Source organism: Marinobacter sp. DUT-1 (assembly GCF_050379415.1).
Lineage (GTDB): Bacteria > Pseudomonadota > Gammaproteobacteria > Pseudomonadales > Oleiphilaceae > Marinobacter.
Genome location: NZ_JBNRLS010000001.1, coordinates 317,460 through 342,483, shown reverse-complemented (window position 1 = coordinate 342,483; position 25,024 = coordinate 317,460). Strand labels below are relative to the sequence as shown.

The following is a 25,024-nucleotide window of genomic DNA, read 5'->3' as shown; positions in this document are numbered from 1 at the left end:
AGTTTCCGAAAGCGTGATCGGGGGATCTGCAAGTTATTGGTTGTGTGCGCATAATAATACCCGAATGGCCGCAGCAGTTGCGCGCAACCAGGGAGACAGGTGTGGAAGTATTATTCATTGTTTTTACCGTGGGATTGGCGTTGTTCATTCCTGTTGGCTCGGTACTCGGGTTCCTGGCGTTCCGTCAGCGTGGCGCCCAGTCGAGGCGAATCGAGGGGCTCGAGCGGGAAATTGCAGGGTTAAGGGGAGAAATCGCCAGCCTCAGATACTGGACGGGGAGGGAAGAGGCTGACGCGGATACATCGGAATCGCTCCAGCCGGAACCCTGGCAAGAACCTCCGGAGATAAAACTCCGTCCGTCGGCGGAAATGGAATCCCCGGCACAGGCCAGTGCTCAAGAGGATGATCAGTGGCTCTCGGGAGAGCCGGACAAACCGGTCAGGGCTGGCCGTATCCTCACAGCCCTCAGGGAAAACTGGATGGTCTGGCTGGGCGGCCTGAGTGTTGGTTTGGCAGGCATTTTCCTGGTCAGCCATTCCATCAGTGCCGGTCTGATCGGTCCTACTCAACAGTTCTTGCTGGCCCTTGGTACTGGCCTCGCATTACATGCCGCAGCGGAATTCTTTCGTCGCCGCCAGCAAGGCGCGGATGAGGTCTTCGCGGCGCTGGCCGGGGGCGGGAGTATTACCCTGTATGCAGCCTTACTTGCAGGTGTGCACCACTACGCGCTGATCAGTTCGATGACTGGTCTGATCGGGTTGGGGGTCGTGTCACTGGGCACCATGGTCATGGCGCTGGTGCACGGGCCATTGCTGGCTATCATGGGTTTGAGTGGCGCCTACCTGGTGCCCATGCTCATTGGCGGCGAGGATGGCAGCGTTACCTTCGTGCTGTCGTACAGCTTCCTGGTCACTCTGAGTTCCCTGCTGTTGATGCGCTATGTCTTCCGGGAGTGGCTCTGGTACGCCACCCTGGCGGGTGCTTTGCTGTGGTGGCTGCTGACCAGTTCTGCTGTGCCGGTTGAGGTGTCGACCGCCTGTTACCTGACCGGGTTGTTCCTGGCTTTTGCGATTCTGCCGGGCAAGGTGCAACAGGATGCCTGGCGATTAAGCCAGGCCTTTCTGCCCCTGCTCGCTCTCTGGGCCGTTTCTGTTGCGGGCCAGCCGGCAGATGCTCCCTTCTTCTGGGCCTGGCTGTTAATTGTTCCGGTGGCCGCGCTGATTCCCCAGAGCCGCGGGGCACTCTGGTTTCTCCCCTGGGGAGCTGTGCTGGCCAGTGCCGTTGGCTGGCTGGTTTATATGAGTCGCACCAGTGCCGATGCTGTTTTTCTGGTTCAGTTTCCGGCCGGGCAACGCGCGGCGTTTGTTACTTACCTGATTTCAGCCACGGTGCTCACAGTTGCGCTGGCGCTTTGGCAATGGGTGCGTCATCCCGGCCAGCGGCGCTGGGCTTCCTTGGTGCTGCTCTCGCCACTGATCTGGCTGACCCTTGGCTGGATGCTTCTGCATGGGTATGAGAGGACCACCCTATGGGCTACAGGCACGCTGCTACTGGCGGGTCTGTATGGTGTGCTGGCCTGGCAGATGGAGCGATTTGAGCGCTACCGCAAGGGTGTGGTCTGGGCGGTGCTGGCGGCCCATATCGGTTATTCCCTGGCTGCAGTGATGATGTTCCGCGAGGCATCGCTGACCCTGGCGCTGTCGGTCCAGTTGATCACTCTGACGTGGCTGGCGCGACGTTTTCAGATGCCCGATTTGTATATTCTGCTCAAACTGGCCCTGGCATTGGTGGTCGCGAGGCTGACCTTCAACCCGTGGCTGCAGGGTTATGATGCCAGCGTTCACTGGTCGCTCTGGACGTACGGCGGCGCGACGGTGGCTGCGGCAATTGCCACCCGGATTGCGGACAAGCACCATGGCATCCGGCCCTGGCTTGAGGCAGCCACCCTGCACCTGCTGGTGCTGTTCCTTGGCACCGAGCTGCGCTACTGGCTTTATGACGGAGATATTTTTACCCGGGAATACAGCCTGACAGAGGCCACCATCAATACCTTGCTCTGGGGTGCCCTGAGCCTGACCTACCTCTACCGGGCCAGGGCAAGTGAGTCGCTGGCCTGGCTTTACCGGTTGTTCTCGCGAATCCTGCTTGGTTTGTCCTGCCTGAGTTATCTGAGTCTGGTTACTGTGCACAACCCGTGGTTGGGAGGCAGCGTCATCAGTGCAACGCCTGTGCTCAACATACTGCTCCCCGCCTACGGCGGACCGGTACTGCTGGCGCTTGTCATCGGCCGGCTGCCTGGTTTCGGCTCCCGGTCGGTTTCCCGGTGGTTTGCAGCGGGGAGTTTCCTCCTGTTCACTGTCCTTGAAATCCGGCAACTCTGGCGTGGCAGTGACATGGCGCTGGTTTCCGGTGTCTCCGAGGGCGAGCTGTATACCTATTCGGTGATCGGGATGCTGTACGCCATCGCGGCAATTCTCTATTCCGGCGTCAATCACAGCATCAGGCTGTACAAAGCGGGGATGGCATTGCTTGGTCTTGTGATCGCCAAGATCTTCCTCATTGATATGGCCGGTCTGCAGGGATTCTGGCGGGTTGCGGCCTTCATGGGTCTGGGGCTCGCCTTGCTGGGTCTGGCCTGGATGTATCGCAGGACGCCTCGCGCGCGCAAACCGGACATGAACTAGTTTGATGATAACGTAGATAACCTGGTGGGGAAGGAAAGTGCTTGAATATCTGGAAGCTGGTCTGCGGGCCTGGTTGCTGCCCGGGTTGTCGGCATTGCTGGCAGTGGTGGCCACCTACGTGACCTACCGGCTGGCGTTGGCGCTGGTCCAACGCTTTTCCCGATCCAGAACTGTTCCACGCCTGTTCCTTGACGCCTCGGAGCGTGCACTCGGCGTCGTGCTCTGTCTGTTCGTATTGGCAGGCGCACTCAAGGCCGCTCCTGCCGATTTACCCCTGATTTCCGCGGTGCGCCATGTCACAACCCTGCTGCTGATTCTGGCTCTGACCTGGGCTGCTGTGAGGCTCACCTCAGCAATTGGCGATGTGATCGTGGCATTGAATCCGGTGCTCGAAGGTCAATGGAAACGTGCTCGAAAGGTGGAAACCCAGACGCGTTTCCTGGTCCGCTGCCTGAACATACTGATTGTCATTATCGGGCTCGGGGCCGCACTGATGACCTTTGAATCCGTGCAGCACATGGGCGCGAGTCTACTGGCCTCGGCAGGTGTTGGCGGCATTATTCTGGGCTTTGCAGCGCGGCCGGTCTTGAGTAATCTGCTGGCTGGCCTGCAAATAGCATTGACCCAACCCTTTCGTATTGACGACGTCCTCTATGTGCAGGGGGAGTGGTGTTGGGTGGAGGAGGTCACCGCCACCTACGTGGTGCTCAGGGTCTGGGATTTGAGAAGGCTGGTCGTCCCTTTGCAGTGGTTTATCGAAAATCCCTTTCAGAACTGGTCTCGCAACAATGCCGACCTGTTGGGTACGGTCTTCATCTGGGTGGACTACACCATGCCGGTGGAACCATTGCGGGAGGAATTCAATCGCCTGCTCCAGGCTTCCAGCCAGTGGGATGGAAAACTCGGCACGGTTCAGGTGACCGACGCCAGTGATCAGGCGATGCAGATCCGTTTCCTGATGAGTGCACCGGATTCCAGCCAGAACTGGGATCTGCGGTGTTCCATTCGCGAAGGGCTGGTCACCTTCATTCAGAATAATTACCCGGATCACCTGCCCCGTGTTCGGGCCAGGCTGGTTGAAAACTAGTCCGGTCAATTATCCGTCATGATTCCCCGGTGCGGGCTCCATGCCGGCTGGAGCCATGTTTCCTTGCTCTACTAACACAGTTATCCACAGATTATGTGGGTAATTCTGCCTCTCCTCTTGCCCCACACCGACTGAATCTCCCCCTGGTCATGCCGTTCCCTTACCAAACCCTGTCAGGAAATTGACCATTTTGTAACTAGAAGACCGACAAAGTTAACACCCATAATTCGCCCCGTTTTATACAATTTTGCAAATTCGACGATTTATTGGTGTCTATTGACTATGAAAAGCGTCATTAATATGTCAAAGGCATGGATTGCTGCAGTATTTATGGGGATCGTGCTTACAGGGTGTGGCGGCGATTCCAGTGTGTCCTCAAGCTCGGTTGACGGCAGCAATGACAATACCAGCTACGTCGATTCCGGCACCAAATCCAGTGGTGAGAGCGTCAGCTCTTCGAGTGATGCGGCAACCGGTACCGCCAGACTCAGCTGGGTTGCGCCGGCCACCCGTGTGAACGGCGAAGGCCTTGCCATGGGCGAGCTGGACAGTTACATCATCAGCTATGGCCAGGACGCATCCGATCTGAGTAAAACCATCGAGATCAACGACGCCAGCACCATGGAATACACCATCAATGATCTGGGAGCCGGCGAGTGGTTTTTCTCGATCCAGGTTGTCGACACTGATGGCCTGATCAGTGCCCCTTCCGACGTCGTCAGCAAAACCATCTGAAGAACCGTCTTGATTTGGCGCCCGTCCGTCGCTTCAGGGATTGCATCTCCCGGGCGCCTCACCGACAATTCTCGTTTCTGTTAAGTTAACAAACACTCACTTTAGTGTGGTTGATCAGAAGGGAGAGGCCGGTGACCGAGCTTGTTAGTTACGAACTGAACGATGGAATTGCAACGATTGTCCTGAACAACGGCAAGGCGAACGCCCTGAGCCATGAGGTGTTCGAGGCGCTGAACAAGGCGCTGGATCAGGCCGAACAGGACAAGGCGGTGGTTATCCTGACCGGGCAGCCCGGTGTTTTTTCTGCCGGCTATGACCTGAAAGAAATGCAGAAGGGGCCGCAGGAGGCCGCGGCTCTGGTGAAGGTCGGTTCCACCCTGACCCGTCGCCTGGCGGCATTCCCCCTGCCGGTGATTGGTGCCTGCAGCGGTCATGCTATTGCCAAGGGCGCGTTCATCCTGCTGTCCGTGGATCATCGCATCGGCGTCGAGGGGCCGTTCAAGCTGGGCCTGAACGAGGTCGCCATCGGAATGACCATGCATCATGCCGGCATCGAGATTGCCCGCCACCGCCTCAACCCGCCGCATTTCTACCGCTCGGTTGTGAATGCGGAAATCTACAACCCTGAGGGCGCTGTCGAGGCCGGGTATCTGGACGAGGTGGTCGGGCAGGATAGGTTGCTTGAGCGGGCGAATGCACTGGCCAACCAGTTCAAGCAACTGAACATGCGCGCGCACCGTGAAACCAAGGTGAAGGCCAAGGCCGAGTATCTGGCGCTGCTGGACCGTTGTATCCAGCAGGACGCCGAAAATCTGGGGCTGAAGGGGTAGCTCAGCCCTCAGTCGAGAACTGCGATGCCGGCTTGAATCGAAACAGCTTCGCCAGAATCAGGTCCGGAAATGACTGGATCCGCGTGTTGTAGATCATCGCGCTCTCGGTGTAGCTGTTCCGCAGCAGGGACAGGTAATTCTCCGTCTCGGCCATGATGGCCATGAACTTCCGGACCACTTCGTTATTCTTGAGGTCCGGGTAGTTCTCGATCCGGGCCTGCATGGCCCGGGTTACTTTCTGCTCGAAGCCGATCAGTTTTTCCACATCTTTTTTCGAGTCCATGGTTACCGGGTTGGCTGATCTGAGCTGTGCGATGGCTTTGAGTAGCTGTTTCTCATGGGCCATGGACGCCTTGACTACCTTCTCCAGATTGGGCCAAAGGTCGTGCCGCTGCTGAAGGATGGTGTCGATATTGGCCCTTGCCCGGTTTGCCCTGTTTTTCAGGAAGACAAGGTCGTTGTAGTGCAGGATGCCGATGTAGACGCACAGTAACAGGGGTACCGCGAGCGCCGCCATCATCAGGTTGTCCGGACTGAAAGTGCCATCGGCTGCGAACACCGTGGTGGCGGAAAACAGGGACAGGCCGAGACTCAGGGCGATGCCCACAAAGCCCCGGGCGCCCCGGTCCAGCACGATATCCCCTTCTTCCTTCGCGCTGATCAGGAACGGAGAGCTGTCGTCCTGCCGGATGCTCAGGCGGTCCGGCTGGTCCTTGTCGAGGCCGGCGAAGCCGAGGCAGTAAACGTTCACGAAGGTATCCAGCAGTCTGACTGTGCAGCGCCGGTCACCGCGGGTTTCCTGGTGGAATTTCGGGTATTCGATGGTTGCCCCCTCCGGGTGGACCAGCACCTTGCCGTGAGGATCTTCAAGCCAGAAAGGCACTCGTTCGGCGAGCTCCTCGACCGTGCGCCATTTGTCATCTTTTCCGCCACCTTCGCGTTCTTCCACCTTGTAGTCATACGCCACGCACTTTTCGTTCTTCAGTGGGTCGCGAATTGGCGGATGCGCATCATCCACCTCGACCATGCCCTTAAGCTCGGACAGCCCGAAGCTCAGGCCTCGGGTGCTGCTGGTCGGGACCGCTTCGATCAGTCGCTTGAGCTTGACCGTGCGGATGGCGAGGAATATCAGCAGTACCGAGAGCGCTGCGCTTCCGGCGGCAAAGATCCAGCTCTTGGTTGAATGCTGGTATCGGCCTTGTGGCTGGTTTTCTACAATCTCCCGGGCCCTGGCGGCGGTCTGGTTATCCAGGTCCGGGAGGGGCAGGCGCTTCTCCACAAGGCTGCGGAACATCCACCGGTCGAGCCAGCCGCTGGTGCTCTGGCGGATCAGCTGTTGCAGGGCTGCCACGTCGGCAAGCAGCAACAGGTTGCTCTTGTGACTGTCGAGCTGCTCGTACCTTGCCTCATAAAGCGTGGCAATAGCCGACCATTCCTGCTTGAGCTTGGTGACGCCGAGCACCGAAAGCGTTCCGGTCACAGCCAGGGTCATCGCCAGCACATACACCCAGAACCGATGCACCTTCAGGGCCGTCAGCCCCAGTGCCAGTCCCAGGGCGAGCAAGCCTGTGGCGATGGATATCCGGATGGCGGCACCGAACAGTCGGTCACCGCTGTCCGCCTCCAAAGGGCGGTCGGAAATCAACGCCGGCAGACTGAAGGCCCGGAGGCCGGAGAACATGATGGCATGGGCTTCGGAATCGTAACGTCCAATAACCCGGGCAGTTTCCCCGGGTTGCAGCGCCCACTCCGAGTAGATTTTGTTGCCCGATCGGGTGCGATAGGAACGGGCAATATTCCACTCAACCGATGCCAGATTGTGGCCAGGCTCGATCAGCACGCTGCCGCTGCCGTCCCGAACACCAAAGCTCCCTCCACGAGAGCCGGAGTCCAGAGTGCGGATGCGCAGGTCGCCGTCGGAATCCCGGTACTCCTCTTCCAGTTTGTAGCGGTAATACACAGCCTTGGTGTTGGAGTAGGGGGTAGTAACCGTGCCCGTTGCCGCCCGTACCTCACCGGCAATGACGTAGGGCCCTTGCGCCAGGGCGCCGAGGGGCGTTTCCGGCAACCGCTGCATCTGGCGGGCCTCGGCCAGTTGCCCAAGGCCGGTTTGCATCAGGTGGTAGGTGCCGGCAAGGGCTGCGATTGCGAGCAGGGCCATGACAATCCGGCCGGGAAGGCTGGCGATATTGAAGCGCCGCATGGCGTTAACAATCCTTTTCTTCGGTGAATCGAGAGAGGCGGCAGTATACCCTGATCAAATTGCCTTCACATTCCGTCAGGTCACAGGCTGGAAGGGTTACAGGCACCTGTCCTTACGTTGCCAACAAAGTTATCCACAGAATCTGTGGGAAAAGTTTTTCGTGATGTTGGTCAAAAAAACGGCGTCAGACCTTCCGCGATAGGTGCCCTGGTTCACGGCGCGCCGTGCCAATCTGCGGCAAACTCACTTCAGGGTGATGAATGGTTTTTCTGCTCGCCCGTTTATCCGGCCACGAATGTGAGGAGAAGTGTCGTGCAAGGCTCGTCATCCAGTGATTTTCATGTGGAGTCTGCAGGTCGTATCCTGGAGGGTTTTTCAGTCGAGCAGGTTTCAGAGGCGCTGGCTACCCGGTTCCGCCTGAAGCCTTCGCAAATCGGACTCATGTTATCCAGACGCGTTGTGATCAAGCGGGGATTGAACCGGGATCGTGCGAAGAAGCTGGAGGCTGCGCTCAGAGCATCGGGCCTGGATGTCTCCGTGGCGGAGTTGAAGCCCGGGGCGGAGCCCGTTGACGAGCAGGCTGATCTCGACGCCTCGTTGCCTGATGCGATTCCCCGTATGCCGGTGAGCCTGGCGCATCGTGCCGGACTGATCGCCGTGATGGCCCTGAGTCTGATTGCCCCCCTTTTCTACCTCGGGTTGATCGCCTCTGTCGTGGCTGGTCTGATCTGGTCCCTTATTTTAATCCCCGCGCAGCTGGCCGAGACCGGCTCGACATGGACGGCGCTTCTCACCGGATTTGCCTCCACTGTTGGCGGCGTGTTGTTGCTGTTCCTGGCGCGCCCCCTGTTCATCCGATATCCGTCGTCTCCAACATTGCAGCTGGATCGCCAGACGCACAGGCGCTTCTTCAACCTGGTCGATGACCTGTGTGAGGGTATGGGGCTGCCGTCTGTACAGGACATTCGCGTGGACCATGGGATTGCCGCTACCTTGAGGCCGCGGAAAGGTTTGCGCAGTTTGCGCCATCGGGAACTGACTCTGACGGTCGGTATGCCGCTGTTTGCCGGTCTCGACACTCGACAGCTGATCGGCGTTGTCGGCCATGAGCTGGGACACTTTGCCCACCCCGCTGCTATGTTCGCCTACTACCTGGCCAATACGGTGAACAGCTGGCTTGCGACCCGGGCATTGGAGGAAGATTCGTGGGACGCCCGTCTGGAACGTTGGCGGAGCAAAACGCCGGATTTCATTGGTCGGGCCGTTCTGAGCCCGGCCCAGGCCATGATCGGGCTGACTCGAAGATTGTTCAGGGGCATGCTTCTTTTCAATCTACGGGTCAGTCGCCCGTTGTCACGCAAAATGGAGTACGAAGCTGACCGTTATCAGAGTTGGCTGACGGGCAGCAGGACCTTTGAAATGGTGGCCGAAAGGCTGCATATGCTGGCGTTTGCCGATCAATGTGTGCAATCGGCCAACGCCCGGGCCCGCGAGGACGGAAAGCTGATGCGGAATCTACCCGTTGCCATTATCGAGAGAGCGGATAACCTGAACCCGGAGGAGCGTCAGGCAGTGCAGGATGCGATGGGTGAACAACAGACAGTCTTAGGGGGTGTCCAGCTTGCAGACGTTGACCGGATTCGCCACGCCCTGGAGCTGGAATTCCCGGGCGTCGTTCGGACCGAGAAACCGGCGGCCGGACTGCTGCCGGACTTTGATCACCTGTGTGAACAGGTTACCCGGGCAAGTTACACCGGTTCTGGTATTCAGGAAGTGGAGCATTACCTGGTTGATAACGATCAGGTCCTGGAGGTGAAAAATACCCCCGACGAGGCCGACAAAGCGCTGGAGCAGTATTTCAACGGCCACCTGACCTGGCGCTTCATGCAGTTGGACGCAGGCGGGGAGGGGCGGCAATCGCTGCAGCAGGTCATCGATACCCTGCGCGGCCGTCTACCGGAGTTTGCCGGACTTCAGGAGTCTTTTTTCAGGGCTGTCCGGCTACATACAGATCGGATCTACGGTAGGGTCTTGCTGACTGAAAAGATCGCCATTCCGGCGCGGGAATTCGGCCTGACCAGTCAGGAACCGAGAGACGCGGATCGTGCCGTTGAGGACGCATCGCGGGAATGGCGGGATCTGGGCAAGCGACTGGGAGACATCGATCGCCTGTTCGCCCGGCGGATGCAGTTGGCTATCGATCAAATGTCGGCGGAGGACGCAACGATTGCCGTAACCATGCTGGAGAGTCTGGCCACCTTCCCGGTCCTTACCTTGCCGATGCGTCATCTGGACAGTTACGCCGCCACGATCGAGGGCCTTTTGAAGGAGTACGACAAGGTCGGGCGAAAGCGCGCTGAACCCGCCATCCAGCACGCTGCCAACCGCTGCCGGGAATCCATCATCCAGTTCTACCATGCTGCGGCCCGGACCACATTGGCCCTGCCCGGTCATCAGGCTACCCTGAGGGAGCATGCCGTGGTTTCGGGCTTGCCGGGAAGCCGGAATACCAGGGAACTTACGGCGAGAGAGCTTGATCCCCGCGAAATTCTCCGCGTGGCGCGGCAGTGCGAAGCATTGGCAAACTCTGCGTATTACCGGTCTATGGCCACAATCGCGAGGTTGTGCCTGGCACAGGAGGCGCGAATGCATATTCGCCCCCTGAAATTGCTCCGTTTTGCTGGCCAGCCTATGGACGCCGTGGCCTGATACGACTGGCGGCTGCTAACGGTTGCGCCGGAGCCTGATCGGCCAATCGTCCCGGGTCCGGTTTGGTGTAATGTCATCCCATAACAACAAGCGTTGAAAGAGGGTGATATGGCAATTTCCGGCAAAACCGTGGTGATTACAGGTTCCTCCAGCGGCATCGGTGCGGAGGCTGCCTGCCAGTTGGCGAGGCAAGGAGCAAGAATCTGCCTTGTGGCACGCAGGGAAGATGAACTGCGGCAGGTGCAGAACAGCATTACCCGGGCCGGTGGTTACGCGTGGGTGTATCCGGCAGATCTGACTGATGAGCAATCCCTGGGGGACTGTGCCGAGGCCATACTGGCGGATCATTCGCAGATAGATGTGCTGGTGAACAACGCCGCGCACTCGATTCGCCGGCCGGTTACTGAAGCACTGGATCGGCTCCATGATTACCAGCGCACCATCAACATAAATTACATCGCCGCCGTGGGACTGACGCTGAAGCTTTTGCCCCGAATGCTGGAGCAGGGGGCAGGGCAGGTGGTGAATATTTCCACGCTCTCTAGCCAGGTCCCGATCCCACTGTTTTCCGCCTATCTGGCCAGCAAATCGGCACTGGAATCCTTTTCCCGTTCATTGCTGGCTGAGTTGGGGCACAAGGGGATCGATGTGTCGGTGGTTTATTTCCCGATGGTACGCACGCCTATGTCTGCCCGTACCCAGATCTACAAACGCATGCCGATGATGGATGTTGAAAAGGCTGCGGGCTGGATCGTCCGTGCAGTTGACAAGCGTCCGGCCCGCGTGGGCAGCCCTCTCGGCACCGTTGGCAGTGTCGCACTGGCAGCGTTGCCGGGGCCGGTAACTCGTCTGACCCAGCCAGCATTCCGACAGATGGATCGGTTGCTCAAGCGAGCCAGCGGACGGTCCTGAAATCGGAAAGGCAGTTTTTAAATCCAATTTTTATATTCCTTGATTTTTGTGTCTGGAACAGTCTATCCGAGAGGGTGTTTCCAGTGTGCTGATGAACTAGTCTGGAATGGTGAAACTGCGTTACAGAAAGGAGTAACGGAGATGAACAATACAGACTGGAGAATCAAGGGACTGGAGTTTGTGAACTGCAACTGTGATCCGGGATGTCCTTGCCAGTTCATGTCCCGTCCCACCCACGGGGATTGCCATGCCTTTGCGGCAGTCAAAATACAAGATGGATATTTTGGAGAGACCCGCCTGGATGGCCTGTCCTTCGCCATGACGCTGAAGTGGCCCGGCGCCATCCATGAAGGCAACGGCCAGGCCCAGGCCTTTGTCGACGAGCGGGCAACAGCCGAACAACGGGATGCCCTGATGGCGATCCTCTCCGGGGACACATCTGAGCCCGGAGCGACCTTCTTCAATGTGTTTGCCAGCACACTGACCAAGATGTATGACCCTGTTTTCTGCCCGATCGAGATTTCCTGCGATGTCGAGAATCGCAAGGCGCAGGTACGGGTGGCGGATCTGATTGAAGGCAGCGCCGAGCCGGTTATCAATCCCATTTCCGGTGAGCCGCACCGGGCCCGCATCGATCTGCCCGAAGGTTTCGAGTACGCGGTTGCGGAAGTAGCCAGCGGGCGCACCAATGCCCGGGCCGACGTACCCATGGGGTTTGATGGCACGCATTGCCACCTGTCGCACCTGGACATCGGCCCCAGCGGCGTCTACCGATAGTTTCGGGTGAGAAACATGGGGGGAATCAGCGCCCGGGGCCTGCCCCGGGCGTCACTGGTTACGCTGGCCGCGTTGCTGGCGATTGCGGGTGTTTGCTGGTGGTATCTTTTCGATATGGCGGCCGGCATGTCTGCCATGTCAGGGGGTGGTTCCATGATGCTCAGAGAATGGACGCCCGTGTACTTTGTCATGATGTTCGTGATGTGGAGCGTCATGATGGTGGCAATGATGGTTCCCAGTGCTGCTCCCATGGTGCTGTTGTACCGTCAGGTGGCCAGGACCAACAAACTGGCTCGGGAAACCTTGGGTACCGGGCTGTTCTGCGCCGGTTATTTCGTTCTCTGGACACTGTTCAGCCTGGTTGCCGCGACCCTGCAATGGCGGCTTGAAGAGTGGGCATTGCTCAGCCCCATGATGCGCAGCCAGAGTGTAGTTCTAAGCGGAATCATCCTGATTGGCGCAGGCCTTTACCAGTTTTCCTCTCTTAAGCAGGCTTGCCTGAAGCATTGCCGGGGCCCCCTGTTTTTCATTACCCGTCATTGGCGCCCGGGCCTGAGCGGGGCATTCAAGATGGGCATTATCCACGGGGCCTACTGTGTGGGGTGCTGTGGCGCGTTGATGGCCCTCCTGTTTGTTGGCGGCGTTATGGATCTGTTGGTGATTGCGGCCCTGGCGGTGATCGTTCTGCTCGAGAAAACGATACCCGGTGGGGAGTGGTTAGCGAAGGGTGTGGGGGTGACGGCGATAGTCATGGGCATTGTGGTTATTGCCTCTGCCTGATTGTCGCTATCGCTTATCGTCTGAAGTCGTGGTATATCAGGCTCCCTATTTTCATTTTCTTTCGGGACCACAAGCAATGCCAAAAGCCAGTGAAATCAAAAAGAATCAGGCCGTTGAGTACGAGGGACGGGTTTACTTCGTCAAGGATATCGAGCGCTCCGTGCCCCAGGGGCGTGCCGGAGGTAGCCTGTACCGCATGCGTATGTACGATGTGGTGACCGGCCAGAAGCTGGATGAAACCTTCAAGGACTCCGACATGCTGAACCAGGCGGACCTGGTTCGCCGGCCGGCTGCCTTCTCGTACGCCGACGGAGACGAGTACGTCTTCATGGATACCGAGGATTTCACCCAGTACATGCTCAACAAGGAAACCATCGCTGACGAGCTTCTGTTCATCAACGAGGACACGGAGGGGCTGATGGTTATTCTAGTGAGCGATTCCCCGGTGGCCCTCGACCTGCCGCCGACAGTCGAGCTTGAGATCGAAGAAACCGATCCCTCTGTCAAAGGTGGTTCAGCCACGGCCCGGACCAAGCCCGCCAGGCTGACCACAGGCCTCGTGGTTCAGGTACCCGAGCACATCTCCACTGGCGATCGGATCAAAATCAATGTGGAAGAGCGGAAGTTCCTGAGCCGGGCCTGATCTGCCTCATCGGGGCGCAGGTGCATCGCTGTGCTTGATTTCAACTGTCGGCAATCAGACACTCGCGCCCTGATTTCGTGTTAGGGTAATAGTGTCATTCCCAACCTTTGGGGGAGGACGCTATGAAGGATTCCTCTGGCAAACTCGTGGTGTATTACGACGGTTCATGTCCTGCGTGCATCAAGGACCGCCGGTGGTACGAAAAGCTGGCCGGGAAGACCGGCGAGTCCGTTGAATGGTTGGATATTACCGGCCGTGACGATGTGCTCCGCCAGGAGGGTATTGATCCTGACAGCGCGCTGCGCGAGCTGCATGTCAAGGACAGTGAGGGCACCATTCACCGGGAGATGGACGCCTATATTCTGTTGATGTCCCGCGTCCCGGTGCTGAAGCCACTGGCCTGGCTGATTGGCCTGCCGGTGATTCGCCCTTTGCTGGCCCGCCTCTATCATTCCTGGGTCGACCGAAGGCTTACGGAGCAGGGCTGAGCTTCGCCTGCCCGATTTCAATGGTCGAATGGGTCAACAGACGGAACTGATTTCATCGACGGTCAGTGGCCGATAACAGCCAACGGCAAGGGCAGGATCCAGTGTCAGGCCGCCCATGCTTTCCCGGTGCAACGAGGTGACCCGGTTGCCAACCGCGTGGAACATACGCTTGACCTGATGGTAGCGGCCCTCGTAGATGGTAAGCCTTGCCTCTGTCGGTCCCAGCTGTTCAAGGCGGGCTGGAGACGTCCTCAGTTTTTCGTACTCAAACCAGATACCCTCGGAGAATCGTTCGGCCGTATTCGGGCAAATCGGGTAGGCGGTATTGACCCGGTAGACTTTCGGGATTTTGACCCTGGGTTCAGTCAAACGCCGCGTCCACAAGCCGTCGCTGCTCAGGATAAGCAGTCCGGTGCTGGCACGATCCAGGCGACCGCCGATATGCAGAAGGTGGCGCAGGGCTGACGGGATCAGTTCCAGTACGGTGGGATGCACTGGATCTTCGGTAGCACTCAGGTAACCGGCAGGTTTGTTCAACATCAAGTAATAGGCAGGCTCCGCATGCTGAATGACCTCCTGATCAATGCAGACCTCCCGGAATCTGCTGATATCGAGGTTACCCTCCCGGCAGATTTCGCCGTCAACGCGAACACGACCGGCAGCAAGCAGAAAATTGGCCTGACGGCGGCTGATGCCGTTCTGGTTGCTGAGGATGCGTGAGAGTTTCATCGGTCCTGGAAGCAGTCGAGGTTAAGCCGGGAAAATCCAGTTTAATGCCAACGGCATGATTACTGCTATGTTCAATTGATAATGTGACGGAGGCCTTCAGTCCGGGCGTCTGTCATGCGGAACTCCGGGGGAGAGTATGAAAGTATCGGTAATCGGAACTGGCCATGTTGGCTCCACGCTGGCCTTCGTCCTGACACTCAAGAATCTGGTCAAAGAACTCGTGCTGGTGGGGAAAACACGCGAGTCTGCAATGGGGGATGTCCTGGACCTCCGGCATGGCCAGCTGTTTGTGAATACACCAACCCAGGTCAGCGCCGGAACACTGGCGGATAGTGCCGGTTCCGACATCATCGCGATGTGTGCATCTGTGCCCACGCCTAAAGACATGAACAGCCGTCTGGAGCTGGCGAAAGGCAATGTAAAGCTTATGCGTGAGCTGATGCCGGAGTTGGCCCGGCTGTCGCCTGATTGCAAGGTGGTGATGGTGTCCAATCCAGTGGACGTTCTGGTGCACTATGCGCTGGAATTTACCAATCTCAGACCGAACCAAGTGGTCGGTACAGGGACCCTCGTGGACTCATCGCGCTTCCGGCAGTTGCTGGCGGAAGAACTCCGGATTCATTCCGGGGATATCCGTGCCTACATTCTGGGCGAGCATGGTGACAGCCAGTTTCCTGCCATGAGTTGTGCCGATGCAGGTGGCGAGCCTCTGGATCCGACACCTGCACGGTACGAGCTCGCTGACCGGGCCTCCAAAGCAGGTTTCGAGGTGTTGAAGTATAAAGGCCACACCAATTATGCGGTCGCCCTCGCTGCGGCAGAGATCATTGAATGCATTATCACGGACGCCAAACACACGTTGCCGGTCAGTCTGCAAGTGGATGGTTTTCTTGGTGTCAGTGACGTCTGCCTGAGCCTGCCGGCGGTCATTGGTGGCAACGGCATCGAGCGGGTGCTTCATCCCCGCCTGAATAAGCGGGAGGAGGGGGAATTTCTTCACAGTGCGGAGGTGGTCCGGCGAGTCGTTGCTTCCGCCAGAGCTGACTAACCATCCGTTAATTCTCCGGCAGTGTTTTGGTCAAGGGTGTCTCGGGTATAGTAGCTGTCTGTGACACACTGCAGCGAACAAGGTCCCATGCCCCAGAAACCCGCCAAGCCAGTTTCCGCCTCTGCCATCGAAAAGCATGTCTACAAGGTGTTCCCCAATGACATGAACTCCCACAACACGGTATTCGGTGGCATGATCATGGCCAAGTGCGACCGCCTGGCGCTGGTGGTGGCCGAGCGTCATTCCGCCCATGTCTGCGTTACGGCGGCTGTGGATTCCATCTACTTCCGGGCTCCCGCGAAGGGTAATGATACCCTGCTGTTCAGTCTTTCACTGAACCGGAGTTGGGGCTCGTCTATGGAGATTGGCGCCAGGGTTGAGGCGGAGAACAGCTACACGGGGGATACACGGCATATTCTTTCGGCGTTTTTCACTTTCGTCGCGCTGGATGAAAATGATCAGCCGGTGGATGTACCTGCAGTGATACCCGAAACGCCTGAACAGAAACGTCGCTTCCAGAACGCCGAGATCCGTAGAGAAGGGCGGTTGGCCACTCGAAAACAGCTCGACAATGGCGCGTCGGAGGCCTGAGCCCTTGGTTCGCAAAGCCTTGCGATGGTTGGCCTGGAGCTTTTCTGGGGCGCTCGCGGCGTCGGTACTTATTCTGTTTCTGTTCCGGTTTGTTAACCCGCCAACCTCGGCTTTCATAATTGGGCACTGGCTCGATCATCCGGATCAGGACATCCGTCAGGCGTGGGTATCCTACGAGCAGATCTCGCCCTGGATGCCCCTGGCCGTTGTTGCCAGTGAGGACCAGCGTTTTCCCGAGCACTGGGGCGTTGACTTCAGCGCAATTCATAGCGCCGTGGAGGAATACATCCAGGGCGAGGGGCTCCGCGGTGCAAGCACCATTTCCCAACAGACCGCGAAGAATCTTTTTCTTTGGAATGGCCGAAGTTTTGTCCGGAAGGCCCTGGAGGCAGGGCTTGCCGTTACCCTGGAGGTTTTGTGGCCGAAGGAGCGCATCCTTGAGGTCTACCTCAACATTGCCGAGTTCGGCCCGGGTATTTATGGCGTAGAGGCTGCGAGCCGGGCCTTTTTCGGGATTCCGGCGAACCAGTTGTCTCGAACCGAGGCCGCCATGCTCGCTGCGGTGTTGCCCAACCCCAAGGTTTTCCGTGCAGACCAGCCATCGGCTTACGTCTGGGAGCGGGTTAGCTGGATCAACCAACAGATGGGCCAGCTGGGGCTGGGGTATCTCAGGGGAATATGAAGGCCGCCCGCGGGCGGCCTTCCTGCCGGTTCAGGGTGTTACCGGCCCGTTGCAGTACAGCACGTCGCTGACGTCCTCACAGCTCCACTGGAAAATCCAGAGGCCGGTATTGCGATCCGAGCCCAGAATATACTGTTGACCGTCGACTTCGGTGACATGAACACCCCAGAAGTTGGAGCCCTCTGCCTCACCATATTCCTCTCCGGCGATAAAGCGGCCCACCTCATGCATGTTCCAGGAGACGACGCCTTCGCCTTTCAAGTTTTCATGCAGGTGGCCTGGCCGCCATTCGACCGCGCGCATGCCGAGGGAATACCAGCTGATGAATGTGCGGTCAGGGTCGTTGGGGTCCACTTCCAGGTTGTGCATGGTCAGGTCCCCGGCCCCGCTGGCCAGTTCCGGATCCGTGAGTTCCGCCGGCGCGTAGTAGCCGATTTCCCCGAGGTAGCCCACTTCCACTGATTCCGCGTCTTCACCCATGCCTCTGGGCACTGTCATGGTCGATCTGACGTTGTTTAGGGCGTGGAAGTATCCCCAGCCGTCGAAGACGGCACCCAGGGTGGCAACCAGGCCCAGGCTGGACGGGTCGGGCAGAGCGGGATTTATGCCGTCGGGGCATGCCGCCGGGTCGTAGCCGTCAATGCCGAGGATGGCATAGCCGGTGGAACGGGGGACGAACAGCATGGGAAGGTCCCCCTCGACCAGCATGGAGACTGTTGCTTCGCAATTGCCCTCTGCCGCTGAGTTAAAGACCACCCCGGCCTGGTAACCCGCGGCCTGCACAGTCTGCGCCTTGGTGGTAAATGCACAATCACCCCGTTCGATCACCGCAATCGTGGCCCCCACATCCGTCGCAGTGGGCAACGAGCCGCCACAGGCGCGTCCGACGAAGGCGGTCTGGCCACTCACTTCGTCAACCGCTCCACCGATCTGTGGAACATCGCTGCCCTGGTTGGCGCGATAGTCTTCGCCGGCGACGGTGACCGCGGTAAAGAGGGAGTCGAAGTCTTCGTCACCACCAAAAATCTTGTCGAAATGGGGGCCGGCGAACACTGCTGCATGGGCATTACCCTCGGGAGGTGAGGTGCCGTAAACCGGATCGGTGTCCGGGTAAGTGGAGTCTGCCAGGAATACCGGGTTGCTCGGGTTGTTGATGTCGAGGGTGATGAACCCGGCATCCCAGTATGAAAGGACGGCCTGCCAGTTCTCGCCCGGTCCCGGATCCATATCGTTCACCCAGACATCGTGCAGTAGTGGGGCCGCAAAACTACCCATGAAAAGCTGACCATCGTCGGCGATTTCCGGATTGGTTGCCAGCCAGGTTCCGATCCCCGTCTCGCTGATCAGTTTGGGGGATTGGGGTTTGGAGATGTCGACGATCTTCAGGTCGTCCACGGCCACGTCATCCACCACGAGCATGTAGGTATTGCCTTCGGCCGTCGTCCATGGGAAGACGTTGTGGACCGGAAAATCGAGGAAGTTCTGTTTGAGTGGGTGGGGGCGGCTGGGGTCAGTCACGTCCCAGAGCGAAACACCCACCTGGCCTTGTTGATGACCACCATTTCCGCCGCCGATGGCAAGCCCGTTGCCGAGAGTCGGCCCGCAGGGCTCAAGAGAGTGGATGAGCACGTCACGACCATCTATTTCAGTCACCTTGACGTCATTGATCCGTGTCTGGGGCGGGGATTTGATCATACCCACCGTGACCGGGTTGGCCGGATCCCGGATGTCGGAGATGTAAACGCCTGCCCGGGTGCAATCCGGTTCCTGGAAAGTGCCGATGTAGGCGTATCCATCCTGGGCCCAGACGTCGGTATAGAGTCCATCCGAAATGCCGCCCAGCGTGTCCCGGCCAATGACGGTAAAGCCATAGTTCTGGTTAGCAGGCACGTGGCCGTCCGGAAGTGGGCTATCGTGGGCGGGATGCAGGTTTGCGTTTCCGTCCGATACCAGCTGATCGTCCGCCAGGGCGGCGGTAAGTAAGGTCGATGAGAGGGCAATGGCGGTCAAAGGCCGCCAAAGTGAAATCATAGCCATGGTTTGTCCTTTTTCTTTTTGCACGGCGCCATCCCGTGGCTCAGGGTGGGGTACTTCGCCCCCTGTATTGCGGGATGACAATCCCGTGATTGAGTGAGTTCAGGCAGGACGTCGCAAAATCCCGCCTCCATGAACCATAGCAATGACCTGTTACGTGCATTATTCGATTTTGGCGCAAATATGAGGTAATTAGTTGTTTTTAAAATAAAAATAGATCGCCGGAAGCGACATGTACACAGTCTTGATGAATCTCCGCCGGGACCTTCGGTCGCAACTCAATGACGTGAACCTGGCTCTCCGGGAACAATCGATACAGGCTGTGGTCCGGGCTTTTTCGGCCCGGACCACTAGTTGCTTCACGACAGATGGTGTACTGGCTGCAATCCATAAACCGGCGTTTCCAATCCCTCCATGCGTGCCTTCAACTGCAGTGCCAGGTACAGCGAGTAATGCCGTGACTGGTGCAGGTTGCCGCCATGAAACCATAAGCCGTCCTGCTTGGTGGGTTTCCACATGTTGCGCAGTTCGCCTTCCCAGGGGCCGGGATCCTTGGTGGTGTCCGAGCCCATGCCCCAGCATTTGCCAACTTTGTCCGCGACTTCCTGGGATATGATCCGTGCCGCCCAGCCGTTCATTGATCCATAGCCGGTCGCGTACACGATCAGGTCTGCGGGCAACTCGGTGCCGTCAGTCAGGGTCACTGATCGGGGATTGATCCGCTCGATGGTAACCCCGCTCTTGAGCTTGATCTCTCCCTGGGCGACCAGCTCGGAGGCGCCCACATCAATATAGTATCCCGAGCCGCGCCGGAGGTACTTCATGAAAAGGCCGGAGCCATCGTCGCCGAAATCCAGCAGGAAGCCCGCTTTCCTGAGACGGTTATAGAAGTCCGCATCCTGCTCCTGGGCCTGTTCGTAAACCGGCTTGTGGAATTCCGGCATGATCCGGTAAGGCAGCGATGCGAAGGTCAGGTCGGCTTTTTCCGTGGTGATCCCGTTCTCCACCGCCTCTTCGGAATAGAGGCCTCCCAACGCCAGATCCATGAGAGTGTCGGATTTGATGATATGGGTAGAGGAGCGCTGAATCATGGTCACATCGGCATCGTTCTCCCACAGGGCGGCGCAAATGTCGTGGGCCGAATTGTTGGACCCCAGTACCACGCACTTCTTGCCCTTGTAGGCTTCCCCGCCCGGGTGCTTGCTGGAGTGGTGTTGTTCACCTTCAAAGGTGTCCATGCCTGGTATGTCCGGCACGTTGGGTATGCCGGACATACCTGTGGCCAGCACCAGTTGTTTCGGTCGCAGGGTGACCCGCTCCCCGTCCCGAACCACATCGACCACCCATTCCTGCTTTTCCTCATCGTAACGGGCACCCGTGCATTCAGTGGAATTCCAGTAATTCAGTTCCATGACCTTGGTGTACATCTCCAGCCAGTCCCCGATCTTGTCCTTGGGGCAGAACACCGGCCAGTGTTCGGGGAAAGGAAGGTAGGGCATGTGGTCGTACCACACCGGGTCATGCAGACACAGGGATTTGTAGCGATTGCGCCAGGAATCACCGGGCCTGGGATTGCGCTCGATGATGATGGTGGGTACATCCAGCTGTCGCAGACGTGCGCCCAGACCAATGCCGCCTTGGCCGCCACCAATGATTACACAGTAGGGCTGGCGGCTGTAACCCAGTTCCCGCTGCTCTTCCTGCCTGGCCTCCAGCCAGGTTTTTCGGGATTTGCTGGCACCATGCTGGGCGCCTTTGGGGCGCAGGTGTTTGCGTTTCTCCGGAAATTCCCGCAACTCCTGCATGGTGGTCAGCAGGGTCCAGACCTTGCCGTTACGCAGGCGCAGGTGGCCTTTACCGAGGGCGTCCGCGGTTTCGAAGGTAATCCACGCCTCCAGCACGCCATCCTGTTCGGTGGCTTCTTCGGCAACCTGCCAATTCCCGGGCTGTCTGGCTTTGGCGGTCCTGGCCAGCATGTCCCGGATTTCGTCATGGCCCTCCAGAGTCTTTATGTTCCAGGTCATTGAGACGAGATCCCGCCAGAATCCGCCTTCCTCGAAGTGCTCTGCAGCTTGCTCCGGGGTTTCGGATTGCAGGGTTTCTGAAAAACCAGCCAGCCACTGTTCGACTTGCTGGGTGGGTGTGAGGTTGGTCTGTGTCATGTTCGTTCTCCACTGTTGCATTGTTCTTGTTTGCAACCGGGTCTTTGCAGGCGCTGTGCCAGGTTGGGAGCGTTATAAGTCATGGCTGGCAGATCTTTGAAATTATTGGAGGTTTTCCGGGCAGGCATGCGTTGCATGCCAGCAAGAGCGGGCTATCAACTGCGCTTCGGTATTTACAGCTGTCACGTGTTTATCGCCTGTGGGTGTTACAGGTGTAATGACTTGAACAGTACGAAGGGAGGATGCGGGGCGGGGTACGAAAAGTATAAGCTAAAGAGGCGTTGCAGCAGTATCTCTGACAAATGACAACAACAAGAGCCCATTGGTTCGGGAGTCTTGCATGACTACGCAACTTGCCCAGCGTCGGCACATTGACGCCGTTCTGAACTATGCGGAGGATGATTCGTCTGTTGATGCATCACCGGGGACGGAACTTATCGGTCGATCCTGGAAACGCTGCATCCAGGAATACGGTCTTGATCCGAGCCGGCCGCGTAGCGCCCGTATTGTTACCCAGCAGACTCTACGTGAGCACCAGGATTCGGTTGACGAGTTCCTGAACGTGGCCAGGGCGGGAGTCGAGCAACTGTACGCCATGATTGCCCATCTCGGGTATGTGCTGTTGCTGACCGATCACCGAGGTATCACAGTGCAGTACCTCGGCGACCGGCGTTCGGACCGACGCTTACGTCAGGCAGGGCTCTACCTCGGTGCCGATTGGAGCGAGCAGTACGCCGGCACTTGCGCTGTGGGTACCTGTATCCAGGAACAGCAGGCCCTGACCTGCCATCGGGTCGATCATTTTGATGCCACGCACATCAGTCTGACCTGTACTTCCGCGCCAATCAGGGATCCGTCCGGCAATCTGCTGGCAGTGCTGGATATTTCGGCATTGGACTCTCCGCAAGCGCGTCACAGTCAGACGTTTGCCCTCAACCTGACCCAGCTGTACGCCCGGATGATCGAGGATGCCTATTTCCTGCGCAAATACCGGAATCAGGTGATTTTCCGGTGCGACGCCTCCCGGGAGTTCGTCCAGGTCAATGGTCAGTATCTGTTTGCGATCGACGAGAGTGGTCGGATCGAGGCGAGCAATTCGGCTGGGCGATCATTGATTTCCGAAACCCCGGTCCCCGATTCTGACGAGGGTGTTCTCGATCTCACTCAGGTTTTTGAATGCCAGTTACAGGACATCTGGAGCATTCCTTTTGATCAGGATGATCAGGTACGGGCTTTCCGCCACCAGGTTAGCGGCGAGACGTTTTTTGCTGCACTCATCCAACCGAGAGTTGCCGCTCCGAAGCCGATCGACTCTGAGACAAACAGCGCCAGCGAACGGGTTCCGAGGCTGGACGCATTGGCGGCGGATGATCCGGTCATGCGCCGCACGCTCAGTCTCGCCAAACGCCTTCGCAACCGGGATGTTGGTCTGTTGATACTTGGAGAAACCGGCACTGGTAAGGAAGTGCTTGCCAGAGCTATTCACGACTCAAGCCACCGGAGCAAACGGGCCTTCGTGGCTGTCAACTGTGCAGCGATTCCGGAATCGCTGATTGAGAGTGAATTGTTCGGCTACGTTGCCGGTGCCTTCACCGGCGCTCGCTCCAAAGGCATGCGCGGACTGATTCAGCAGGCCGATGGTGGCACGCTCTTTCTTGACGAGATCGGTGATATGCCATTGCAACTGCAGACCCGGTTGTTGCGGGTCCTCGCGGAGGGGGAAATTCTGCCCATTGGCGCAGACGCGCCGATTCGCGTGAATTGCCGGGTCATTGCCGCTACCCATCAGGACCTGGGCCGGCTGATTGAACGGGGTGATTTCCGCGCCGATCTTTATTATCGCCTGAACGGCGCCAGCCTGAGGTTGCCGCCCCTGAGGCAGCGAGCGGATCGGCAGCATGTGATCCAGACGGTTCTGGAAAATCTGGTCGCTGGTGGAACCTTCCCGGAGGTAGGTCTGCGCGGCGATGCAGTAAGTGCCTTGCTGGCCTATGAATGGCCCGGAAATATCCGGCAACTGGTGAACGCACTGACCTTTGCCGAGGCAACCTGTGAAGGAGGGCAGATCACTGCCAACGACCTGCCGGAGGAGTGTGTCTCTGACCGGATGCCGCCGGTGGCGGATCAGATGGTTGATAATGACAATGAGCAGGATCCGTTACTCGATGCGCTGCGGGCCTGCCAATGGAACATTTCCGAAGTGGCTCGACATTTTGACGTGTCCCGGCCGACCGTATACCGCTGGATGGATCGGCAGGGGATAGCCTTGCCCCGCTTTCTCGGAAACCGTGGAGGTTCCGGACAAGAGCGGGATTAGTCCTCCACCATCGCAAGCTTCTTCATCAGCTTGCGCCAGCCTATAGGTAAACGCTGCTCCAGCTCCTTCAGGTGGGGCACGTCCAGGGGCCAGGGGTAAAACGGGTCCTTGCAGCCATAGATGACGGTGTTGTTGGTCTTGCTGTGAAAGTAGAGGAGACAGGGGAACTGACGCACCAGCTCCCGGAACAGGCCGCCGCTTTCATCCGGTACCTTGTGGTAATTCAGGATGAGCCAGCCCCCGTCGGTGAGCGCGTTGCAGCAATCCTTGATGAATCGGCGCTGGGCCTGGGCAGGGCTCATGCGGTCCGCGTTGTATAAATCAGTAAAGATCATGTCGGTGCTGGCCGGAGGGAGTTCCGCGACCGCCTTGCGGGCATCGGCAATGGTGACCTCCAGCCGGTCGGAATCCGGCAGTGCAAACCACTCCCGTGCTATTTCGAGGACTTTCGGGCGTAACTCGATCACGTGAACCCTGCACTCCGGAAACAGCCGGTACAGGCCGTGGGCCAGGGCGCCTCCACCGAGGCCGAGCACGGTCACATGGGCCGGCTCGGTGAACGCCGCGGGTATGAGCATGGCGCGGCTGTATTCATGCACTGGCAGGTATGGAGTGGCCCGGGCGATCTTGCTCTGCTCGAAGATGGAGTCAAAGCTCAGCACCCGGTGCTTGCGGTCGTCAATGACCAGGATGTTGCCCAGTGCATCCCGGGTCACGTGAACGATTTCACCCCGGATTTCAGGTTTCTGCATCATGAAAATGTGTGGTTATCGGCTATGGTGTCAGTAAGGGCCTTGTTGTCCGGCCAATGGAGAGTATCCGATTGCGAGAGTTCGTGCAGGTCTGTTGTTATGACACCCTTGTCTGAAGGTGCCCGGCACTACGTGCTGATCCTGCTTCCACGCCTGCTGAAAGATGTGGAACGTATAGGTTTGCCCGAGATTATCAGGACATCCGGTTTCAGCGAACAGGAAGTCACTACGCTGTATTTCCGCTTTGTCTCTATCGCCCGGGTGTTGCCTGCGGAGACGGAAGGTATCACTCCTGACATCTGGGAACACCTGGTTTACTGCGTGCAGGTCATGACGGGCATGGTGAACGCCGCGTCCCTCGATGACCTGATCGAAGCGCGGGAACGCGCCGTTCGCAAGTATCTGCCCCATGCCCGAAAGAGTCTTGAAGAGGAATTCGAGGAGCTGCGCAATGAGGGCACAGTGGATTTCCGGCTGGCCGGGTTGTTGCGCCAGGATGAGTCCCCGGAGCATTCCCGGGATCTGTGCATGGAGGCCATCCGTCGGGAGCGGGAGGAGCGCTTCGAGTCAGTCCGCACTCTGGATACCCGTACCCTTGACGCCCATCAGTCGTTCATTGTGGAGTCGGCTAAAGCTTTTGTGATTCGTGAGATGGCGTCCGCGCCGGAAGACTTCGATATCCTCGACCTGGTCATCCGGCTTCTCGATCTGCTCAGGATGGTGCTGATCCTGGAGGCCCGCTCAAACCCCGGGGAGAGCCCCGTGTCTTCTGACGTTTCCGTGGAGCGGATCGTGCTGGGGCTGGGCAATGTGCTGTACAAGCAGGAGCTGGGGCTCGAGGCGGCCGGCTGAGTCTTCCCC

Annotated in this window: 20 protein-coding genes; 15 read left to right on the top strand and 5 right to left on the bottom strand. The window is 58.4% G+C overall.

The window, feature by feature from the left end; translation table 11 throughout:
• Positions 1-101: 101 nt before the first annotated feature.
• The 4 genes from ACQUTG_RS01515 (at position 102) to ACQUTG_RS01500 (ending at position 5,336) form a co-directional block, all read left to right on the top strand.
• Entirely contained in the window at positions 102-2,684 is a 2,583-nt protein-coding gene (locus ACQUTG_RS01515) for a DUF2339 domain-containing protein (RefSeq protein ID WP_428917712.1), read from the top strand.
• Between the two features lie 37 nt (positions 2,685-2,721).
• Complete coding sequence (locus ACQUTG_RS01510; protein ID WP_428917711.1) at positions 2,722-3,771, top strand: mechanosensitive ion channel family protein; 1,050 nt, start codon at positions 2,722-2,724, stop codon at positions 3,769-3,771.
• A 300-nt stretch (positions 3,772-4,071) separates the two neighbouring features.
• On the top strand, positions 4,072-4,506 hold the full coding sequence (locus ACQUTG_RS01505) for a fibronectin type III domain-containing protein (RefSeq protein ID WP_428917710.1): 435 nt from the start codon (positions 4,072-4,074) through the stop codon (positions 4,504-4,506).
• A 131-nt stretch (positions 4,507-4,637) separates the two neighbouring features.
• Positions 4,638-5,336, top strand: coding sequence for a crotonase/enoyl-CoA hydratase family protein (locus tag ACQUTG_RS01500; RefSeq protein ID WP_428917709.1), 699 nt, complete (start codon positions 4,638-4,640; stop codon positions 5,334-5,336).
• Between the two features lies 1 nt (position 5,337).
• Here the strand turns inward: ACQUTG_RS01500 and ACQUTG_RS01495 are convergent, their stop codons facing one another.
• Positions 5,338-7,539: a LemA family protein gene (locus ACQUTG_RS01495; protein ID WP_428917708.1), complete on the bottom strand. Its 2,202-nt coding sequence runs from the start codon at positions 7,537-7,539 to the stop codon at positions 5,338-5,340.
• A gap of 312 nt (positions 7,540-7,851) precedes the next feature.
• Here ACQUTG_RS01495 and ACQUTG_RS01490 point away from each other — a divergent pair, with 312 nt between their 5' ends.
• From ACQUTG_RS01490 to ACQUTG_RS01465, 6 genes are all read left to right on the top strand, one after another.
• Positions 7,852-10,248 carry a M48 family metallopeptidase gene (locus tag ACQUTG_RS01490; protein WP_428917707.1) on the top strand — a complete coding sequence of 799 codons (2,397 nt, stop codon included), beginning with the start codon at positions 7,852-7,854 and terminating at the stop codon, positions 10,246-10,248.
• 108 nt (positions 10,249-10,356) lie between these two features.
• Positions 10,357-11,160, top strand: a complete 804-nt coding sequence (locus tag ACQUTG_RS01485; RefSeq protein WP_428917706.1) for an SDR family NAD(P)-dependent oxidoreductase — start codon at positions 10,357-10,359, stop codon at positions 11,158-11,160.
• A 141-nt stretch (positions 11,161-11,301) separates the two neighbouring features.
• Positions 11,302-11,937 carry a DUF1326 domain-containing protein gene (locus ACQUTG_RS01480; protein ID WP_372985640.1) on the top strand — a complete coding sequence of 212 codons (636 nt, stop codon included), beginning with the start codon at positions 11,302-11,304 and terminating at the stop codon, positions 11,935-11,937.
• Positions 11,938-11,952: 15 nt separating this feature from the next.
• Positions 11,953-12,717 carry a DUF2182 domain-containing protein gene (locus ACQUTG_RS01475; protein ID WP_428917705.1) on the top strand — a complete coding sequence of 255 codons (765 nt, stop codon included), beginning with the start codon at positions 11,953-11,955 and terminating at the stop codon, positions 12,715-12,717.
• A 76-nt stretch (positions 12,718-12,793) separates the two neighbouring features.
• Positions 12,794-13,360 carry an elongation factor P-like protein EfpL gene (efpL, locus tag ACQUTG_RS01470; protein WP_428917704.1) on the top strand — a complete coding sequence of 189 codons (567 nt, stop codon included), beginning with the start codon at positions 12,794-12,796 and terminating at the stop codon, positions 13,358-13,360.
• A 122-nt stretch (positions 13,361-13,482) separates the two neighbouring features.
• On the top strand, positions 13,483-13,848 hold the full coding sequence (locus ACQUTG_RS01465) for a thiol-disulfide oxidoreductase DCC family protein (protein ID WP_428917703.1): 366 nt from the start codon (positions 13,483-13,485) through the stop codon (positions 13,846-13,848).
• Between the two features lie 33 nt (positions 13,849-13,881).
• Here the strand turns inward: ACQUTG_RS01465 and ACQUTG_RS01460 are convergent, their stop codons facing one another.
• Complete coding sequence (locus tag ACQUTG_RS01460; protein ID WP_428917702.1) at positions 13,882-14,577, bottom strand: pseudouridine synthase; 696 nt, start codon at positions 14,575-14,577, stop codon at positions 13,882-13,884.
• Between the two features lie 136 nt (positions 14,578-14,713).
• Here ACQUTG_RS01460 and ACQUTG_RS01455 point away from each other — a divergent pair, with 136 nt between their 5' ends.
• The 3 genes from ACQUTG_RS01455 (at position 14,714) to mtgA (ending at position 16,898) form a co-directional block, all read left to right on the top strand.
• On the top strand, positions 14,714-15,625 hold the full coding sequence (locus tag ACQUTG_RS01455) for a malate dehydrogenase (protein ID WP_372985645.1): 912 nt from the start codon (positions 14,714-14,716) through the stop codon (positions 15,623-15,625).
• 87 nt (positions 15,626-15,712) lie between these two features.
• Positions 15,713-16,216, top strand: a complete 504-nt coding sequence (locus ACQUTG_RS01450) for an acyl-CoA thioesterase (protein WP_428917701.1) — start codon at positions 15,713-15,715, stop codon at positions 16,214-16,216.
• On the top strand, positions 16,197-16,898 hold the full coding sequence (mtgA, locus tag ACQUTG_RS01445; RefSeq protein ID WP_428917700.1) for a monofunctional biosynthetic peptidoglycan transglycosylase: 702 nt from the start codon (positions 16,197-16,199) through the stop codon (positions 16,896-16,898). Before ACQUTG_RS01450 ends, mtgA begins: the two co-directional genes overlap by 20 nt.
• A 30-nt stretch (positions 16,899-16,928) precedes the next feature.
• Here the strand turns inward: mtgA and ACQUTG_RS01440 are convergent, their stop codons facing one another.
• Both ACQUTG_RS01440 and ACQUTG_RS01435 read right to left on the bottom strand, forming a co-directional pair.
• On the bottom strand, positions 16,929-18,935 hold the full coding sequence (locus ACQUTG_RS01440; protein WP_428917699.1) for a PA domain-containing protein: 2,007 nt from the start codon (positions 18,933-18,935) through the stop codon (positions 16,929-16,931).
• Between the two features lie 356 nt (positions 18,936-19,291).
• Positions 19,292-21,094, bottom strand: coding sequence for a flavin-containing monooxygenase (locus ACQUTG_RS01435; RefSeq protein WP_428917698.1), 1,803 nt, complete (start codon positions 21,092-21,094; stop codon positions 19,292-19,294).
• A gap of 340 nt (positions 21,095-21,434) precedes the next feature.
• Here ACQUTG_RS01435 and ACQUTG_RS01430 point away from each other — a divergent pair, with 340 nt between their 5' ends.
• The gene (locus tag ACQUTG_RS01430) at positions 21,435-23,411 is read left to right on the top strand and encodes a sigma-54-dependent Fis family transcriptional regulator (protein ID WP_428917697.1); all 1,977 of its coding nucleotides are present in this window, start codon (positions 21,435-21,437) and stop codon (positions 23,409-23,411) included.
• On the opposite strand, the gene ACQUTG_RS01425 is transcribed toward ACQUTG_RS01430, so the two are convergent.
• Complete coding sequence (locus ACQUTG_RS01425) at positions 23,408-24,163, bottom strand: spermidine synthase (RefSeq protein ID WP_428918440.1); 756 nt, start codon at positions 24,161-24,163, stop codon at positions 23,408-23,410. The genes ACQUTG_RS01430 and ACQUTG_RS01425 overlap by 4 nt on opposite strands.
• Before the next feature lie 99 nt (positions 24,164-24,262).
• Between ACQUTG_RS01425 and ACQUTG_RS01420 the strand changes: the two genes are divergently transcribed.
• A complete protein-coding gene (locus ACQUTG_RS01420) occupies positions 24,263-25,015 on the top strand; it encodes a hypothetical protein (RefSeq protein WP_428917696.1) in 753 nt (250 codons plus the stop codon).
• The last annotated feature ends 9 nt before the right edge of the window (positions 25,016-25,024 follow it).